This is a genomic window from uncultured Winogradskyella sp., assembly GCF_963975125.1.
Lineage (GTDB): Bacteria > Bacteroidota > Bacteroidia > Flavobacteriales > Flavobacteriaceae > Winogradskyella.
The window spans coordinates 66,909-85,139 of record NZ_CAXBGB010000001.1; the positions used below are offsets into that span (position 1 = coordinate 66,909).

Annotated in this window: 16 protein-coding genes; 6 read left to right on the top strand and 10 right to left on the bottom strand. The window is 32.6% G+C overall.

Annotated elements, in window-relative coordinates; translation table 11 throughout:
- Nucleotides 1-37: 37 nt before the first annotated feature.
- The 9 genes from AAC053_RS00305 to AAC053_RS00345 form a co-directional block, all read right to left on the bottom strand.
- Nucleotides 38-796, bottom strand: coding sequence for a tetratricopeptide repeat protein (locus AAC053_RS00305; RefSeq protein WP_339751382.1), 759 nt, complete (start codon nucleotides 794-796; stop codon nucleotides 38-40).
- A gap of 1 nt (nucleotide 797) precedes the next feature.
- Nucleotides 798-2,570 carry a BatD family protein gene (locus tag AAC053_RS00310; RefSeq protein ID WP_339751384.1) on the bottom strand — a complete coding sequence of 591 codons (1,773 nt, stop codon included), beginning with the start codon at nucleotides 2,568-2,570 and terminating at the stop codon, nucleotides 798-800.
- Between the two features lie 104 nt (nucleotides 2,571-2,674).
- Nucleotides 2,675-3,499: an aerotolerance regulator BatC gene (locus AAC053_RS00315; RefSeq protein WP_339751386.1), complete on the bottom strand. Its 825-nt coding sequence runs from the start codon at nucleotides 3,497-3,499 to the stop codon at nucleotides 2,675-2,677.
- 152 nt (nucleotides 3,500-3,651) lie between these two features.
- Nucleotides 3,652-4,692 (bottom strand): VWA domain-containing protein, encoded by a 1,041-nt coding sequence (locus AAC053_RS00320; RefSeq protein WP_339751389.1) that lies wholly within the window; start codon nucleotides 4,690-4,692, stop codon nucleotides 3,652-3,654.
- A complete protein-coding gene (locus tag AAC053_RS00325) occupies nucleotides 4,685-5,689 on the bottom strand; it encodes a VWA domain-containing protein (protein ID WP_339751392.1) in 1,005 nt (334 codons plus the stop codon). Before AAC053_RS00325 ends, AAC053_RS00320 begins: the two co-directional genes overlap by 8 nt.
- Nucleotides 5,689-7,389, bottom strand: a complete 1,701-nt coding sequence (locus AAC053_RS00330) for a hypothetical protein (RefSeq protein WP_339751395.1) — start codon at nucleotides 7,387-7,389, stop codon at nucleotides 5,689-5,691. The genes AAC053_RS00325 and AAC053_RS00330 overlap by 1 nt, the downstream gene beginning before the upstream one ends.
- A 14-nt stretch (nucleotides 7,390-7,403) precedes the next feature.
- Nucleotides 7,404-8,270 (bottom strand): DUF58 domain-containing protein, encoded by an 867-nt coding sequence (locus tag AAC053_RS00335; protein WP_339751420.1) that lies wholly within the window; start codon nucleotides 8,268-8,270, stop codon nucleotides 7,404-7,406.
- A gap of 143 nt (nucleotides 8,271-8,413) precedes the next feature.
- Nucleotides 8,414-9,415, bottom strand: a complete 1,002-nt coding sequence (locus AAC053_RS00340; protein WP_339751398.1) for a MoxR family ATPase — start codon at nucleotides 9,413-9,415, stop codon at nucleotides 8,414-8,416.
- A gap of 178 nt (nucleotides 9,416-9,593) precedes the next feature.
- Nucleotides 9,594-10,163 carry a DUF4382 domain-containing protein gene (locus tag AAC053_RS00345; protein ID WP_339751400.1) on the bottom strand — a complete coding sequence of 190 codons (570 nt, stop codon included), beginning with the start codon at nucleotides 10,161-10,163 and terminating at the stop codon, nucleotides 9,594-9,596.
- 104 nt (nucleotides 10,164-10,267) lie between these two features.
- Between AAC053_RS00345 and AAC053_RS00350 the strand changes: the two genes are divergently transcribed.
- A complete protein-coding gene (locus tag AAC053_RS00350; protein ID WP_339751402.1) occupies nucleotides 10,268-11,131 on the top strand; it encodes an aldo/keto reductase in 864 nt (287 codons plus the stop codon).
- Nucleotides 11,132-11,204: 73 nt separating this feature from the next.
- The gene (locus AAC053_RS00355) at nucleotides 11,205-12,338 is read left to right on the top strand and encodes an ATP-binding protein (protein WP_339751405.1); all 1,134 of its coding nucleotides are present in this window, start codon (nucleotides 11,205-11,207) and stop codon (nucleotides 12,336-12,338) included.
- A 270-nt stretch (nucleotides 12,339-12,608) separates the two neighbouring features.
- Here AAC053_RS00355 and AAC053_RS00360 read toward each other — a convergent pair whose 3' ends face one another.
- Nucleotides 12,609-14,162: an aldehyde dehydrogenase family protein gene (locus tag AAC053_RS00360; protein ID WP_339751407.1), complete on the bottom strand. Its 1,554-nt coding sequence runs from the start codon at nucleotides 14,160-14,162 to the stop codon at nucleotides 12,609-12,611.
- Nucleotides 14,163-14,283: 121 nt separating this feature from the next.
- On the opposite strand from AAC053_RS00360, the gene AAC053_RS00365 reads away from it, so the two are divergent.
- The 4 genes from AAC053_RS00365 (at nucleotide 14,284) to AAC053_RS00380 (ending at nucleotide 18,012) form a co-directional block, all read left to right on the top strand.
- On the top strand, nucleotides 14,284-15,354 hold the full coding sequence (locus AAC053_RS00365; protein ID WP_339751410.1) for an isoaspartyl peptidase/L-asparaginase: 1,071 nt from the start codon (nucleotides 14,284-14,286) through the stop codon (nucleotides 15,352-15,354).
- Between the two features lie 87 nt (nucleotides 15,355-15,441).
- A complete protein-coding gene (locus AAC053_RS00370; RefSeq protein ID WP_339751411.1) occupies nucleotides 15,442-16,185 on the top strand; it encodes a DUF6090 family protein in 744 nt (247 codons plus the stop codon).
- 80 nt (nucleotides 16,186-16,265) lie between these two features.
- Entirely contained in the window at nucleotides 16,266-16,949 is a 684-nt protein-coding gene (locus AAC053_RS00375; protein WP_339751413.1) for a DUF6090 family protein, read from the top strand.
- Nucleotides 16,950-17,220: 271 nt separating this feature from the next.
- Complete coding sequence (locus AAC053_RS00380) at nucleotides 17,221-18,012, top strand: hypothetical protein (RefSeq protein WP_339751415.1); 792 nt, start codon at nucleotides 17,221-17,223, stop codon at nucleotides 18,010-18,012.
- Nucleotides 18,013-18,231 lie beyond the last annotated feature (219 nt).

The window sequence follows — 18,231 nt, forward strand, 5'->3', positions numbered from 1 at the left end:
TATAATATTAAGAAATTAACAAACTGTTAAATAATTTCTAAAAAACGTTCAACAATTTAATGTCCTTAGAAGGAATCCAACCTGTAGAATTATCTGATAATTGAATTTTATTCCAATTTTCATAGGTCTCTAAAACCTGAACTTTGGTTCCTTCATGAAGTCTAAACACTTCCTCGCTTTGTTGATTGGCTTCAGACTTCACTCTGCTTTCTTGTGTAAACACAATAGCGGGATTATCAATTTTATCTAAATGTTCTTTTTGAAACGCCATTACTACAGAAAAGCACGCCAAAAACAAACTCAATATACTCACTACAAATGCGACGCGTTTTCTGGATGTAGAATACGAAAAATGGTACATTAAAAATAGTAAAACAAATACAAAAACAAATACAATTGCAAATTTCGCCCAAATATCTGTATTAAAATAAATCACTATATTATTAATGATTCTCGAAAAACCTACTTGTGGTACTTTCTCGATAGCATCAATCGTCATATTCTGCGCAAAGGCCAGATTGTTTTCTATATCTTTATCGTTAGGGCTAAGTTGAAGGGCTTTTTCATAATAATAAATAGCTGGTGCAATGTTATTTAGCTTATAATTGGCATTACCAAGATTAAAATACAACTCTGCCGAATGCACATCAGAATTTAAAACAGATTCGTATGTATCTATAGCTTCAGCATATTTGCCATCATTATACAGCGTATTAGCCTGCTCAAAAGCATCGTTATTTTGGGCAAATCCCAATAGACCAAAACAACATACCAAAAGACCTATAATTGTTTTCATACTATCTTAATTGTTTATCTATTAATGAGATTGTCTTTGCAGCTTTATCATAATCATTCTGCATAGTTACTTGTGTAATTGGTGAATACCGTGCCAACTCACAATTCTCTAAAATTGAGATGAAGTTTGAAATCACATTGCTTTCAACATCGCGTTTTATAAGTAGCATTTCAATTTTTTCTTTATTAAAATCACTAGTTTCTATATTTAGTTTTGCCTTTAAATAATTATGCAATGCCTTTTCAAGAGCAACATAGAAAGCCTCTTTTTGCCCTAAAGTCTTCTTTGCTGCACTCAAATATTTCTTAGCAAGTCTATCCGCTTTTCTAATGCGATTACCTTGTACATCTGCATCACGTTTATCTTTGCTTCTCCTTACAACAATTGCCAATGGAATTGCTAAAAATGGTAATAATAATAGCAACCAAAACCCGTTTGATTTGAAGAAAGGTTGACTAGTAATATTAGTCCAACTAGATGATGTTTTTATAAAAGCAAAAGTATTGGTATTGGATCTAACCGTCTGTTTGTTGTTTAATGCAGACTCGTTATCTGCATTATTAATAGCTGCAGTTGGACCTTCTAACACATCTATAACAATTTCATCTGAACTGATACGCTTATAGCTTTCCGTTTTTAAATCGAAATAAGAAAATGAAATTGTAGGTATAGGATATTTCCCTCTGTATTGAGGAACAATAGTGTATGTGTCGGAAATACTCCCTTGCATACCAGTTAAATTGGTTCTCACATTTTCATTATGCTCTGGCTCATAAACTTCTAATGAGCTGGGCACGGTTAACTTTGGTAATTCAAATAATTTTAGGTTTCCTTTTCCTGTAACTTCTATTTTAGCCTGAAGCGATTCTGTAGCATTCAATTGGCTCTTGGTTGTCTTAACACTATATGAAAAATCACCTACAGCTCCTTTAAAATCAGCAGGTTTACCATGCTCTGGCAAAGGCTTTACGTCAATCGTTCTACTACCAGCAGTTACCGTTTTAGGAACTTTAGTCATTATTTGACGATTAAAAATATCTGCTCTACCAGATGGCACTTCTACGGTAATATCTAATACTAAAGGCTCTAATTTTAATTTTCCCGTCTTTTGAGGATAGAGTACTGTTTTTCTTAGAACGACATAACGGTATTCTTCCCCTTTATAAATTCCTTTTTGAATATTAAGACCCTTAATTTCTATATTCTGGCTCCAGAAATCATTAAATCTTGGATTGTCTTTTTCTCTCCAATTACTAACACCTGTTTCTGCTGAAACATATAACTTATAAACAACAGTTATAGCTTCATTTAAGTATGGATTAGCTTTAGAGACTTCTGCAACTAAATGAATATTCTCCGATGCAATATCTGAAGCATCTGGAGGACTATTTGGTCTATCTACAGCAGACGTAATATTAATGGTTATTGGAAATGTTTTATATGTTTCTCCTCTAATCTCAATAGTAGCTTGCTTAATTGTAAATTTTCCACGTTTTTTTGGTGCTAAAAAATAACTATAGGTTTTAGAATAAGAACGTTTTCCATTTGCCCAAGAATTACTTACCGATGTATTAGGACCACCTACAACTGTGAAATTTTTAAAGCTAGGAGGTACAAAATTGTCTCCATCTTGGTTCATTTCAAAATCTATTCGCAAACGCTCATTTACTCCAAGTTTCTTTTTACTGACTTTGGCTTCAAACTTTACTTGTGCTGAAGCTATACTTGTTGCCAGTATTAGGAATAGAATCGATATGTTTTTTACTACTTTCATTTTTATATTAAAGCACTTCGACTGCACTCAGTGTGCAATTCAATTCATTTGATTTTGAAACCTCGCAGGATACTGTAAACTGATTCCTGAGACTACCAACTAAACTACCAGTCTTTTTCAGTTTTTATTTTAGCTCCTTTTTGTTTTTCAGCATTTATTTTTTCCTGAACTTTCTGTTCTTGATTTTGCATAGCATCTAAAATATTCTTAATCTGTTGAGGCGACATTTGTCCTGGTTTTGGTTTTTGATTCTTATCCTTTTTGTCGTCTTTTCCTTTTCCGTCATCTTTTTTATCGTCTTTTGGCTTACCGTTTTCATCTTCTTCTTTATCGCCTTTTTTCTTATCTTTATCGCCTTCGTCCTTTTTATCTTTTTTATCCTTATTCTCGTCTTCTTTCTTTTGTTTGTCCTCTTTATCTTTTTCCTCTTCTTTGTCTTCGTCTTTTTTATCATCTTCTCCACCACCATCTTTTTGCTGCTCTGCACATTCTTTGGCTAAGGCAAAATTATAGCGTGTTTCTTCATCGCTAGGATTATTTCTAAGGGCATTTTTAAAGGCTTCAACAGCTTCTTTACACAGCTCGTTTTGCATTAATATATTCCCAATATTGTGAAAGGCTCTGTGCTTTTCATCTTTAGTGACAGCATTCTTTGCGGCTTCCTGACTTCTAAATAAGGCTTCGTTAAAACTGCCTTTTCTAAAATAAGAATGCGCTAGGTTATAAGACCCAACAGATTTACTAGGAGCTTCAGAAATGGCTTTTCTATATTCCATTTCGGCCTCTACATAATTATCCTCTTCAGCCAACTCGTTAGCTTTAAATACTAAATCAATTGCTTTTTTTTCTGCTTTTAATTGTAACTTTTCTTCTTGTGAAAAACCTGAAAATGTAATTAAAAAAGTAAAAAATACTATGTATAATTTCATCTGGTAATTTTATTTATTTATTATTCTCTAATTTAATAAAGCTTTGCAGTAGATTGCGTTAAATAAAATCTAAAAATTTTAATTCGCTAGTGCTTATTATTTTTATTGGTCTCATTGAACATATTTATTATTAATACTTCCGATTCATATTTTTATATATATGTTTCATTAAATAAATTTAATTTTTTAAGCCATGCTGTTTTTCTTTCTAAGAAGAATATATCTATAAACAGCAACAGAATTCCTAAACCTAAAAACCATTGAAATTGATCTTTAAAATCTGCAATTTGCTTAGACTCAAATTCTTTCTTATCCATTTTATCTAATACCTCTTTGATAGTATTGACAACCTCAGTTGTATTAGCACCATTGATATATACTCCATTAGCTTCCTTCGCAATCTCTTTTAAAGTTGTTTCATCTAATCGGGTAATTACGGTTTCACCTTTGTTATCCTTTTTATAATTTAAGACAACTCCATTTCGCTTTATTGGTATTGGACCTCCTTTAATGTCACCAACTCCAACGGTTAAAATTCTAATTCCTTCATCACTAGCTTCTTCTGCAACATCTACGGATTCTCCTCCATGATCTTCTCCATCGGAAATAATGATTAGAATACGATTGGTTTGTTCTTCATCATCATAGTATGTTTTTGCTAACTGTATAGCTTCATGAATAGCTGTTCCTTGAGAAGACAACATATCAGTATTCATGTTTTGCAAAAACATTTTAGCTGATGCGTAATCTGTTGTAATTGGTAATTGTGGAAATGCTTTACCTGCATACGCAATAATACCAACACGATCACTAGCCAAACTATTTATGATTTGAGTAACTAATTGTTTTGATTTTTCTAGACGGTTTGGTGCAATATCTTCTGCAAGCATACTCTTAGAAACATCGACCGCAAAGACAATATCAACCCCTTGGCTTCGTACCGTTTCTAGTTTTGTTCCAATTTTAGGATTAACCAACGCCAATGATAAAGATGCAAAGGCACCACAAAGTACTAAAACTTTTAATGTACTTTTAAAAAGCGATTGATTAGGACTCAATCGTTTTAATAATTCACTATCTGCAAACTTATTTTGAGCAGATCTTCTCCATATTTGAAGCAAAATGAATAGCAAAATAATTACAGGTATAACCAGTAAAGTCCAAAACCATATTTTTTCGTCGAGTCTAAACAAAGCTTCTAAATATTGTATTTCGTAATAATAATTCTATTAATAAAAGTAAACCTGCTAAAAGTATTAATGGTCTATACTTTTCTTCATAATTGTAATACTTCTTTTCTTCTACTTCAGTTTTTTCGAGCTTATTGATTTCGTTATAAATCTCTGCCAACTTCTTATTATTGGTTGCTCTAAAATACTTACCACCAGTTACATTAGCAATTTCTTTAAGTAAATCCTCATCAATTTCTACTTGCTGCCGACCATATCTAAACGTCCCATTTGGGTTTATAGCCACTGGCGACAATGCCATTCCGTTGGTTCCTAACCCAATAGTATAAACTTTTATGCCATACTCAACAGCTAATTCGCTCGCGATTTTAGGATCTATAAAACCCGAATTATTGACACCATCCGTAAGCAGAATAATCACTTTACTTTTGGCTCTACTATCTTTTAAACGATTTACTGAAGTCGCTAATCCCATACCAATAGCTGTACCTCCTTCTATTATGGTATTATATTTTATATCTCTAAGTGATCTTTGCACTATGGATTTATCACTTGTTATCGGTGTTTTTGTATAGGCTTCACCTGCATATTCTACCAAACCTATTCGATCGTTTGGTCTGCCATTTATAAAATCGGAAGCCACTTCTTTTAAAGCTTCAAGTCTGTTTGGACGTAAATCTTTTGCTAACATACTTGCAGAAACATCAATAGACATAACGATATCTATTCCGCGTGTAGTTTTAGTTTTTGTAGATACATCTACTGTTCGTGGTCTTGCTAATGCTGTTATTAATAAGACTAATGCAATTAAACGTAATACAATAAGTAAGTGCTTAAACTTAGACCAAAACGAAGATGAAGACTTAAAACCTCTAATACTCGATATTTTTAACTCAGCTGTTTGTTTACTATGTTTAAAGACATACCAAAGCAGTGCTACTGGTATGAGCAATAGCAACCAAAAAAATTCTTTATTTAAAAATTCTATATTATCAAACATCAGTCTTTGGTTTCTTCTTCGTCTTGCTTAAGTTCTACTGAGTCTATAATACGCTGTACCATTTCATCTGCATAATCATCATCTTGTGGCCAGGTAATTATAATTTGCTGCAACACATTTTCATTTGAGAAAAATAATAATGCGTACTCAGCATTCATTTCATAATCCGCATTAGGAACTTTAATATTTAGTGTTCCGAAAGTTTTTAAGCCTTCTGCGGCATTTGGTGTATTAAATTGTTCTCTTTTAACAGTTATATCCGTTGCGCCTTTAGATTCGAAACCTTTAATGCTTACTTCTGAAGTTTTCAATAAATCGAATGTTGGGTTTTCGGTATCTTTAGTTTTAGCTTCTTGCTTAGGCACATTAAGCGTTGTGGTATTAACTGCAATGCTAAAAACATCTAACAATGTGCCATATACAAAGCTCGTCATAGTCATCTGTTCTTTGGCTTCTTTTGGCACTGGTGAATCCGCACGCTTTAAAACCCTTGGAGTTTCTATATAAACAGGAGGAAAACCATACGCGCTTTCTACCCAATCACCCTCGAGCAATTCTTTGCTTTCATGCCCTATGATGGTATCTTTCACATAATTAAAACCATATTTCATACCAAAACCAACAAAAGTTGCAATTACTAAGAATATAGAAATGGCAGCAGTGAGAATGATTTTTCTACGCTTCTTCTTACGCTCTTGTTCTTCTTTGTATTTTATATCTAAAAGCTTTTCTTCTTCTGTAGATTCTGGCAAACTCACCTTTACATGATCTATTTCTTTATCTATAGTGGCTTTATCCATTTCAGCAAGTGCTGTATCTGGTGCGGACTTGGCAAACTTTACCAAATCAGCACGGTTTAAAATCGACTCAAGGTTTTTAATAGTGTCTTTTGAAAGTGGGATTTGGTTACCGTCCTTTAGCAATTGAAGCCTAGAAATCAATTCACCCGTTGTACTTTCTAAAGCACGATCATAAACTTTTTCGTCTAAATATTTTCTGATGATAAAAGTCAATTCAGAATAATAGTCTTTAACTTCTGAACGCATTAAATACTGACTTTCATCTAATTTTTGTAAGGCTAATTTTGCGCGATCATAAGGTGGTAATAGAGCAATCTCTTCCTCTTCTGTTAAAGGTTTTTTTCTCCATATAAACCAATATAACAAGAACGCGACCAAAGCTATTGCGAGTATAATCCCCAAAAGCCATTTCCACCAATTACCTCCAGTTTTATCAACTTTAAAAATAGGTTTAATATCGTACAGCTTTTGCTTTGTGGTATCGACTTCAATGGTATTAACATTAACACGAAGTGAATCTGTAAAAAATGATTTTTCACCAATAATTACTTTTTGCCTAGGAATGGTATATGAGCCCGAATCGAACTGTGTGAGCTTATAAATTCTCGATAATAAAAACTTAGCGTCTTTTTTTGTGGTATCAATTTTTAAAGCTTCAACGGCTTCTAAAGGCATAAATGTTTGCCCTTCAGGAAATACAACTAAGGCAGATGAATCTGCTTCAACTTTAATTTTATAGCTAATTTGTTCACCAATTCTAATCTTAGTAGTATCAATTTTGGATGTAACCTGTGCAAATGAAAAGAATGAGCATAGAAAAAAGAGCATAGAAAATACAACCAAAGACGGAAGACCGAAGACGGGAGTTTTGCTTTTTTTAAATCTAAAATCGTTAATCATAAATCGTTAATCTATTATCCTCTTTGTTTAAAATATCCTAATAATTTCTTTACATAGCTTTCATCTACACGACAATCTATAGTGCCTGCTCCAGATTTAGTAAATGCTTCTTTAAAGTAATTTACCTTCTCATAGTAATACTTACTGTAATTCTGTCTTACTCTTTTTGACGCCGTATTCACTAACATCAGCTCACCAGTTTCTTCATCTTCCATCTCTACCATACCAAGATTAGGAATTGCTTCTTCGCGCTTATCGTAAATTCTTATGCCTGTAATATCATGTCTGCCTGCAGCAATTTTTAGGTTCTGCTTATAGTCTTCTGCAATAAAATCGGACAGCACAAATACAATCGCTTTCTTTTTCATCACATTAGATAAAAACTTAAAGGCTTCAGCAACATTGGTGTTTTTGCTTTTTGGTTTGAATTCTAATAACTCTCGTATTATTCTTAGTACATGAGAGCGTCCTTTTTTAGGTGGAATGTAAAGTTCTATCTCGTCTGAAAACAAAATCAAACCTATTTTATCGTTGTTCTGTGTTGCAGAAAACGCCAAAGTTGCAGCTATTTCAGTAACGATTTCATCTTTAAATTGATTCTTAGTTCCAAATAACTTACTGCCCGAAACATCTGCCATGAGCATCATAGTCAGCTCACGTTCTTCTTCAAAAACTTTGATGTATGGCTCATTATAACGTGCAGTAACATTCCAATCTATACTCCTTACATCATCACCATATTGGTATTGGCGTACTTCAGAAAAAGTCATTCCACGACCTTTGAATGTAGAGTGGTATTCACCTCCAAATATATGATCAGACAAACGACGTGTCTTAATCTCTATTTTTCGTACTTTTTTTAGAAGTTCTTTAGTATCCATTTTCTGTTTTGTCATTCCGCACTAGATGCGGAATCTATCAAATTAACCTTTTGACAAATAATAATGAGATTCCTGCCTTACTCATGTATTGTTATTCAAAATTAATGTATTCATGAATCTTCGATTTCGCAGGAATGACAATGCTATGGTACTTCAATCTCATTAACTATCTTATTGATAATATCTTCTGAAGTAACATTCTCTGCTTCGGCTTCATAAGTAATGCCTATTCTATGACGTAATACATCGTGAACTACCGCACGAACGTCTTCAGGAATCACATAACCTCTTCTTTTAATGAATGCATAACATTTTGCTGCTGTAGCTAAATTGATACTTCCACGAGGTGATGCTCCAAATGATATTAACGGCTTTAAATCTCCTAGTTTATATTTTTCAGGATAACGTGTAGCGAAAACGATGTCTAAAATGTATTTCTCAATTTTCTCATCCATATAAACCTCACGTACAGCTTCTTGCGCACTCAATATCTGCGCAACCGAAACCACAGGATTTACCTTTTCGTAAGAGCCTTTTAGGTTAGCTCTTACTATTTGTTGCTCATCATTTATTGTCGGATAATCAATAATCGTCTTCAGCATAAAACGATCGACCTGTGCTTCTGGCAAAGGATAGGTTCCTTCTTGTTCAACAGGGTTTTGTGTTGCCATTACTAGGAAGGGCTTGTCTAAAATAAAAGTTTCATCACCAATAGTCACTTGCTTTTCTTGCATGGCTTCAAGTAGAGCCGATTGCACTTTCGCTGGTGCTCTATTAATCTCATCTGCCAATACAAAGTTTGCGAATATTGGACCTTTCTTAATTAAAAAGTCATTTTCTTTCATGTTATAAATCATTGTACCAACAACATCTGCAGGTAAAAGATCTGGTGTAAATTGTATTCTGCTAAAACTCGCATCGATGGCTTTAGAGAGTGTATTAATTGCTAATGTCTTTGCTAATCCTGGCACACCTTCTAACAAAATATGTCCTTGTCCAAGCAGTCCTATAAGAAGACGCTCTATCATATGTTTTTGACCAACAATAACCTTATTCATTTCTAAAGTTAACAAGTCTACAAATGCACTTTCTTTTTCTATTTTTTCATTAATTGACTTAATATCAATTGTACTCGTTTCTTCCATGATTTTAAGGGTTTAAGAATGAAACTATTTTTAGTAATTTTTTAGAAGATGCAAAGTGTTAAAATTTTTCGTTAGTTGCTGTTAACAATTGGTTAAAAAAAAGAGTAATACCGAAGTATTACTCTTTTATCTTTCAGAACTCGCCTAGGCGAGTTCTATTAATCATGGATTAGGATAATTAATATTGAATTTGTCTTATTTCTGTATAAAGTTTTGGGTTTAAAACCATCATGTTTTCGTCTTCATTAAAGTTTACCGATTTATCAATATCAATATCTATAACAAATTCATAAAAACGATTTTTAACTAATTCTGTTCTCACCAAATTTGAGGGTAAAGCATTACCAGAATTTGTAACATCTAAACTGTATAATATATTATTTAAATCTATGAAGTTATTATTACCAAGAACCAATCTGATTTCGTAAATGAAGGTGGACTCTATTTCAAAATTATCTACTAAAAGTAATTCTGAACCTTCTCTTAAATCGTAAGCATTATAAGTTCCTTGGTTAATAACATTTAGGCTTAGCCATGCATTAGGTGTATTCTCATTTTCTTTTACCCTTAATTGAACACCTTCAATTTCTAGATAAACTTTATTAAGTTCGCCAATTGTACTTTTCAATTTTACATTAACGGTTGAAAGATTAGCGTCTTCATTAACGTCGTCTTTATTACAGCTTGTTAAACAAACCAAAATAATAAATGTAAATAAGTGTGGTTTTATAGATTGTAAATGCTTCATGATTTGGGATATGGAATAATTACAGATCAATAATACAGTAATCCTTATGTTTTGAGTATTTTTATACACCAATTGCATAAAAACCTATATAAACTGAAAAAAAAGTGACTTATTCTCGATTAATTGCAGGTACGATGACTTGGGGAAGTTGGGGCAAACAATTCTCAAAAAAAGAAATGGCAGCTTTGATACACTATTGTATATCTAATAACATCACCACCTTTGATCATGCTGATATTTATGGTGCTTATACCACAGAAGCTGATTTCGGTAAAGCTTTCATAGATTCTGGTATAAAACGTGAAGACATTCAGCTGATTTCAAAATGTGGAATTCAGTATGTGTGTGATAATCGCAACAATAAGGTTAAACATTACAACTATAGCAAAGATTATATTATTTGGTCTGTTGAAGAGTCCTTAAAAAATCTAAACACAGAGTATTTAGATTTATTGTTATTACATAGGCCTAGTCCGCTAATGGTAGCAGAAGAGATCGCAGAAGCCATCACTATTTTGAAAAAAGATGGGAAGATTAGAGATTTTGGTGTGTCTAATTTTACTTCTTCACAAATGGATATGATTGGACTTCGTATAGATGTTGATGTCAATCAAATTGAGTTTTCACTCACTCAACATTCTGCAATGCATGATGGGACTTTAGATTATATGACTACATCAGGAATAAAACCAATGGCTTGGTCTCCTTTAGGTTCTGTATTTAGAGAAGATAATGAACAAACCAGACGCATTCACAAACAACTTGGCGAGCTGATGGATAAATATAACGCTACGGAAGATCAATTATTGTTAGCTTGGATTTTAAAACATCCATCTGGTATTCACCCTGTAGTTGGCACTACAAATAAAGATAGATTGAAGTTAGCTGCTGAATCGGCTAAGATTGACCTAGAATTAGAAGACTGGTTTTTAATTTTAGTGGCTAGTCAAGGATATAAAGTGCCTTGATGCTGTTTGCGGTTGTTTATTAAATTGATTCATTACATTAATTAACAAGATTCTTGCTTTCGCAGGAGGTATTATGATAAACAAAAGACTTCTCATAAAACATCTTCTAGCTCACAACGATGAGAACAGTTTCTACGACAAAAAGCGAAAAATAGATATTGGCTATAAAGAAGGTAAAGCTAAGTTCTTAAAACATATTTGCGCACTCTCAAATAGTAATCCTAAAAACAACTCATACATTGTTATTGGTGTGCAAGACGAGGATAACAAAATAATTGGTGTCGATTTTTTTGATGATAGTAAAATTCAAAACCTCATCAATGCATATCTAGCTAATCCACCAATAGTTCAATACGAAAATATTCCTTTTCCTCATTTGCCAGATGACAAAGTCGTTGGACTAGTTACTATTAGACCCATTGACCAAATTACATCATTAAGAAAAAACATCTGGAAATATTATGGTGGCTCTGTGTTTTTTAGAGATGGAAGTATGAGCATGCCAAAGGTTTTTGATGTTGAAATAGAAGACGTTAACTCAAAAATTGTTTCAGCCATTGAAAATCATGCGCAGAATAATATTAAACTCACCCTAGATGGTGTTTTTGATTTTATGAATAAACGGCAAGATTTTAAACCACAATACAAAGTGTTTAAAGAGTACTTTGTTCTTTGTTGGTCTGGAGATAAAAAACAAATTAAAGATGAAACGTACTTTTCTAGAGTTGACATTGAGCTTATTAACGAACAAGTACGCTTGTTTTATTCTACACTAGATGAAGTTGCTATTTCTTATACCGAAGATTCTTTTAAGATTATTGAATATGTAAGACTTGGTTTATATCAATCTCACAATTACCATAAGCTTGAAGAAAAAACGATTCATTTTAATAATAATGCTAACTATTCTATAGACACAAATTTAATTTTTGAGCCACCTCGATTTGACAAAAAGGTGTTGCACCACATATACAATAACAATAATGCTATTTTAGAAAAACTTGAAAAAAACATTTCACTTACAGAGCATGAAATTAATGATTTACAAAATCTCGCTGCCAGTTATTTAATTTGTTACCTCAATGGGTTTGATGAAGCCTTACCAAAACTCGAATATGCCAAACCCTACATTAAAAAGCACGATTCTAGCCTTTACAACTCTTATAAAGAAACAATTAGAATATTAAGAAAGGTGAAATACAGTTAGTTTGTCGGAATTTATAAAGATTATATCCTTGTTTTCTGCATCTTATCGAGGGTTGCGTAAAAACACTACAGATTATACATTTTTTTTTACCATTCATCATAAATTTTGTGGACGATAAAAATAAATCTAGATATTTGTATTGCTATTAATCAATTATATAACCTTGTTTCACTCGATTAACGTCGAATCTGAAACAAGGTTTATTTATACAGTAAAAACCCGTTTCAAATTGAAACGGGTTTTTTTGCGAACTTTATTTTGTTACTACACCTACAAATCAAACTTGATGCCTTGCGCTAAAGGCAATTCGTCAGAGTAGTTCACTGTATTTGTTTGGCGACGCATATACACTTTCCAAGCATCAGATCCAGACTCGCGTCCACCACCAGTTTCTTTTTCTCCACCAAAAGCACCACCAATCTCAGCACCAGATGTTCCAATATTTACATTGGCAATTCCACAATCCGAACCTGCATAAGACAAGAATTTCTCTGCCTCTTTCATTTCGTTTGTCATGATGGCAGAAGATAAGCCTTGAGCAACACCATTTTGTTTATTGATAGCGTTTTCAACACCTCCTGAATACTTCATTAAATATAAAATAGGAGCAAAGGTTTCATGTTGTACAATTTCAAAATGATTTTCTGCTTCAATAATAGCTGGTTTTACGTAGCATCCGCTTTCGTAACCTTCACCTTCTAAAACACCGCCTTCAACTAATACATTTCCGCCTTCAGCTTTTGCTTTTTCAATCGCAGCTAAATAGGTGTTTACAGAATCATGATCTATTAATGGTCCAATATGATTTCTTTCATCTAAAGGATTTCCAATAGTTAATTGACCATAAGCACCAACAATAGCATCTCTTACTTTATCGTAAACAGATTCGTGAATTATTAATCGTCTTGTAGATGTACAACGTTGTCCGCATGTGCCAACAGCACCAAAAACAGCACCAGGAACCACGACTTTTAAATCTGCAGTTGGAGTAATAATAATTGCATTGTTACCACCTAACTCTAATAAAGATTTACCAAAACGTTCAGCGACAGTTGCGCCTACTATTCGTCCCATACGAGTAGAACCAGTTGCAGATACTAAAGGAATTCTATGATCTGTTGTCATCATTTCACCTACTTTGTAATCTCCATTGATGATACAAGAAATCCCTTCAGGTAAATTGTTTTCTTTTAAAATCTCTGCAATAATATTTTGACAAGCAATAGAACATAAAGGCGCTTTTTCAGAACCTTTCCATACACATACATCACCACAAATCCATGCTAAAGCGGTATTCCAAGCCCAAACAGCAACAGGAAAGTTAAATGCTGAAATAATACCAACAACACCTATTGGGTGCCATTGCTCTCTCATTACGTGTCCTGGTCTTTCTGAAGGAATAGTTTGTCCGTTTAATTGACGAGATAATCCTACTGCAAAATCACAGATATCAATCATTTCTTGAACTTCACCATAACCTTCTTGCAAAGATTTACCCATTTCGTATGATACTAGCTTTCCTAGAGGCTCTTTTAAATCTCTTAATTTGTTTCCAAATTGGCGAACTACTTCTCCACGTTGTGGAGCTGGCTTATCTCTCCAAGATAAAAATGCGCTAGTAGCTGCATCCATTACTTTATCGTAATCTGCTCTTGTTGTTGTTTTTACTTTTCCAATTAATTTGCCATCTACTGGAGAATACGATTCTATAATGTCTCCATTAGAAAAATTATTTGAACCTGTAGAAGTGCCTTCATTTATGGCTTTAACACCTAATTGGCTTAAGGCTTCTTTTATTCCGAAATCGGTAGCAACTGCTTCCATATATGCTTGTTTTTTATGAATTATTAAATTTTGATGCAAAGTTACTAATAAAAACTCAGTTTTGTTTGAGGCTTGTGCCCTAAAAATGTAACTTTAAAGCAGTTATAAATTTTATCCTAACATGAAAAAATTAATCCCATTTATTTTTGGTCTTCTCATCTGTTTTTCTTGTAAAAAAATTGAAAATTTTAATGAAACTTCAGATACTCAAACGACAACAGATTCTGAAACGGAAAGGCCAAAATTTGCCATTGTTATTCATGGTGGAGCAGGTACAATATTAAAAAAGAATATGACTCCAGAGCGTGAAGCCGCTTACCAAGCAAAACTTGAAGAAGCCATAAGAGTAGGTTATGATATTTTAAAAAATGGAGGCAGTAGTATAGATGCAGTTGAAAAAACTATCAATGTTATGGAAGACTCACCATTATTTAATGCTGGCAAAGGAGCTGTTTTTACTAACGCTGAAACCAATGAGTTAGATGCTTCAATAATGGATGGGAAGACATTAAATGCAGGAGCTTCTGCAGGAACCACAACAGTTAGAAACCCCATTAATTTAGCAAGAGCCGTTATGGAAAAATCGGAACACGTAATGCTCTCTGGAAAAGGCGCAGAGACATTTGCCAAAGAACAAGGTTTAGACATTGTAGAACCAAGTTACTTCTTCACAGAAAACCGATTTAAATCTTTACAGCGAATAAAGGACAGAGAAAAAACAGAGTTAGACCATGACGCTAAAATCGCTTTTTACGATCCATATATTAAAGATTCTAAATTCGGAACGGTTGGTTGCGCAGCTTTAGATAAAAACGGAAATTTAGCAGCAGGCACGTCAACAGGAGGAATGACGAATAAGCGTTATGGCAGAATTGGTGATGCTCCAATTATAGGAGCTGGTACTTATGCAAACAATGCCACGTGTGCTGTATCGAGCACAGGTTGGGGCGAATATTTTATTAGAGCCATGGTTGCTCACGATATTTCTGCACTTATGGAATATAAAGGCTTGTCTTTGCAAGAAGCTTCGCGTGTTGTTATACAAGATAAATTGACCGATTTAGGTGGTACAGGCGGTATTATTGCAGTAGATAAAAATGGTAATATGGTTATGGAGTTTAACACTACTGGCATGTATCGAGCGACTATGAATGATGAAGGAAAATTAACTGTAGGAATTTACAAAGAATAATCCGTAACATTTTAATATCTTTATATACATATAGTTAACCAACCTCAACTACAACCATCAACCTAATTTGCTTTCATTAGAAAGTAAATGATTAAAATTTTTAGGCGAGTTCGCCAACAACTCCTTTCCGAAAATAAATTTTCGAAATACTTTATCTATGCCATTGGCGAAATTGTACTTGTGGTGATTGGTATCCTCATTGCTTTACAGATTAATAATTGGAATGAAAACCAAAAATTAGAAACAAAGACACAAGATTATTACGTGCAATTATTAGACGACCTGAACAATGATATAGTCTCTGCTAAAAATACCATTAAAGAATTCAGCAATCACCAAAAAGAATATAACAAGTACACAAGCTCTTATGATAAAGAAGGGTTAACTCCAATTATAGTTTATGACCAGATTTCTAAACTTACTTTAATATCAACACCTTTAACATTCAATACAAATACTATCGAATCACTTCAGAACAGTGGTGATGTTGGCTTAATTCATTCACATATAAGAAATAAACTAATGAACCTAAGACGTCTACAAAACCTTACTATAAATCGTTTTGAAGACACAAGTAAAGGGCAACAGGATATAACTCAAAAATTAAGTGGTTTGTTAGGGTCAACAACATTGCCTAAAAGGCTGGTCAACCAACCCGAAATGAAAGCGTTTTTAAATATTGATGAAAATTTAAAAGAACTTATTTTAGTCTATGAAGGGATACATCGTTGGAAAAGTATATCTCAACTCGAAACTATTGACAGACTAGAAGATATGCAAAAGGAAATCGATATTATTATGGAATTAATTAATAAGGAATTAAAGAAATAACTGAAAGATAACCAACAAGATTCCCGCTTTCTCGGGAAATTATTATGATAAAATTCTTTCGTAAAATAAGATACAACCTCTTGGGAACAGGAAAAACAGGCAAATACTTTAAATACGCTATTGGCGAAATCATCCTTGTGGTGATTGGTATTTTATTGGCTTTGTCAATTTCTAACTGGAATGACGATAGAATTGATGCACAAACAGAGATTCGCGCTCTTACTGAATTGAGGAAAAGCATATTGATAGATTTAGATCGTATTACCAATAAACAAAAAGAAGTAAATAAATCAGTAGAAGATATAAACTATTTACAAACTCTTATAGAAAATAAAAACTATAAATACAAAAAAGAGTTAGACACTTTATTCGGTGTCATTTATGGTATGCGCATACTTAAACTCAATGATGCTTTTTATGAATACTTAAAATCGGCAGGCTTAAATCTTATTAAGGATGAAAAAATAAGGTTACAAATTGTGCAACTTTTTGAAAATGATTACGAACAACTAAATTGGATTAATGAGTTAGAAATGTCTATTAATGAGGTGAGTAGAGCCTATTACTTAAGTAATTTTCATGACTTAACATTTGCCAAATTTGCAACACCAAATGACTTTAAATTTATTTGGACAGATCGTTTTTACCATAATATAATCGATTATCGCCTCATAACATTAGAAGTTAACCATATTATAAAATATGATGAGACTATTAATACCATAAAAAGGTTAGTAACTGCAATTAATAAATATTTAGATTAACGATACAAAAGTTTTATATCATATTAGGCGCAGTTTAAGTACAGCAAAACCAAAGATCTACTAGGTCTTTATTAGAGTTAAAAAGGTGAAATATGCTAAAAGATAAAATAAAACTATGACAAATTATTTTCAGATAAAAGAGAAGCGCTTATGTAAAATAACAAAAACAACCGAAGAGAAAAGAGACGCTTTTTATAATGTCTAACATATCATTTTAGAGAACCTAAAGCAATTAAAACATAAATAAATTAACCAAATAAATATTTTTAAAATGAAGAATCTTGTTGATTATTTAAAGAATGAAAAGTATTCTCTAATTTTTGAGGTTATTGTAGTCATTATAGGAATGCTACTAGCACTAACCGTCGATGGCATTAGAGATGATTATAAAGAGAATAAGAAAATAGCTGAAACTTTTGAAAAGAATAAAGAAAATTTACGGGATGCATATTTCGATATTAGGAGTGAAATAGTATATGACACCTTAAATATGTCCGTTTTGCTTAAAGAAACTGAAAGCATACACGATTCAATTTTAGATTTTGCTGCTTATAGACTTATTGATACAAACGAATTTAAAAAATGTCTAAGGTGTATACAATATGTTTTTACACCAGTCGATTTTCATATTAATTTACAGAAATTTAGAAAAATTTCTGCACTACCACTTTACGAATTAAATAGTTCTTATTTAAATAATATTGAAAAAACAGAAGAGTACCCTAGATTAATACCAAAAATAGAGGAGGCTAACTTTAATATTGACTATTATTACTTTAATATAGAAAGAGATTTACATGACAATATGAAAGATATAGAAAGAGATATTGAACATAATGTAGCCTTTTTTAAAGAGAACTTTGCTAATTACTATAACCGAAATACTCAAGAGGGCCTAAATGCTTTGGACGTTAACAGTTCCATTTATTTAAATATGCTTAGAGCACGAATGGATTTGATGGAAGAATACACAAATAACTTGGAATACATAATAGAAGATTCTAGGGAATTGTTAGAAAGTCTCGATGTAGCTATAGAAGCTCTTAATGAAAATTTGAAATAACACTTAGATATAACTTGCTCAACAACACTACTTTAATTTAAAATTTTAGTTGTTGAGTTTTGTTAACGTTGTAATGTGTTAAAATATCCTTATATAACTTTAGTCTATGATAAAATTCTTACGACGCATTCGTCAAAATTTACTTACCGAAAACAAATTCAGTAAATACATGCTATATGCCATTGGAGAGATTCTTCTGGTGGTGATTGGTATTCTCAT

What these genes read in the sequence shown, in the direction of transcription:
- AAC053_RS00305 (WP_339751382.1), bottom strand. Translation starts at nt 796, where the DNA reads ATGAAAACAATTATAGGTCTTTTGGTATGTTGTTTTGGTCTATTGGGA.
- AAC053_RS00310 (WP_339751384.1), bottom strand. Translation starts at nt 2,570, where the DNA reads ATGAAAGTAGTAAAAAACATATCGATTCTATTCCTAATACTGGCAACA.
- AAC053_RS00315 (WP_339751386.1), bottom strand. Translation starts at nt 3,499, where the DNA reads ATGAAATTATACATAGTATTTTTTACTTTTTTAATTACATTTTCAGGT.
- AAC053_RS00325 (WP_339751392.1), bottom strand. Translation starts at nt 5,689, where the DNA reads ATGTTTGATAATATAGAATTTTTAAATAAAGAATTTTTTTGGTTGCTA.
- AAC053_RS00330 (WP_339751395.1), bottom strand. Translation starts at nt 7,389, where the DNA reads ATGATTAACGATTTTAGATTTAAAAAAAGCAAAACTCCCGTCTTCGGT.
- AAC053_RS00335 (WP_339751420.1), bottom strand. Translation starts at nt 8,270, where the DNA reads ATGGATACTAAAGAACTTCTAAAAAAAGTACGAAAAATAGAGATTAAG.
- AAC053_RS00340 (WP_339751398.1), bottom strand. Translation starts at nt 9,415, where the DNA reads ATGGAAGAAACGAGTACAATTGATATTAAGTCAATTAATGAAAAAATA.
- AAC053_RS00345 (WP_339751400.1), bottom strand. Translation starts at nt 10,163, where the DNA reads ATGAAGCATTTACAATCTATAAAACCACACTTATTTACATTTATTATT.
- AAC053_RS00355 (WP_339751405.1), top strand. Translation starts at nt 11,205, where the DNA reads ATGATAAACAAAAGACTTCTCATAAAACATCTTCTAGCTCACAACGAT.
- AAC053_RS00360 (WP_339751407.1), bottom strand. Translation starts at nt 14,162, where the DNA reads ATGGAAGCAGTTGCTACCGATTTCGGAATAAAAGAAGCCTTAAGCCAA.
- AAC053_RS00365 (WP_339751410.1), top strand. Translation starts at nt 14,284, where the DNA reads ATGAAAAAATTAATCCCATTTATTTTTGGTCTTCTCATCTGTTTTTCT.
- AAC053_RS00370 (WP_339751411.1), top strand. Translation starts at nt 15,442, where the DNA reads ATGATTAAAATTTTTAGGCGAGTTCGCCAACAACTCCTTTCCGAAAAT.
- AAC053_RS00380 (WP_339751415.1), top strand. Translation starts at nt 17,221, where the DNA reads ATGAAGAATCTTGTTGATTATTTAAAGAATGAAAAGTATTCTCTAATT.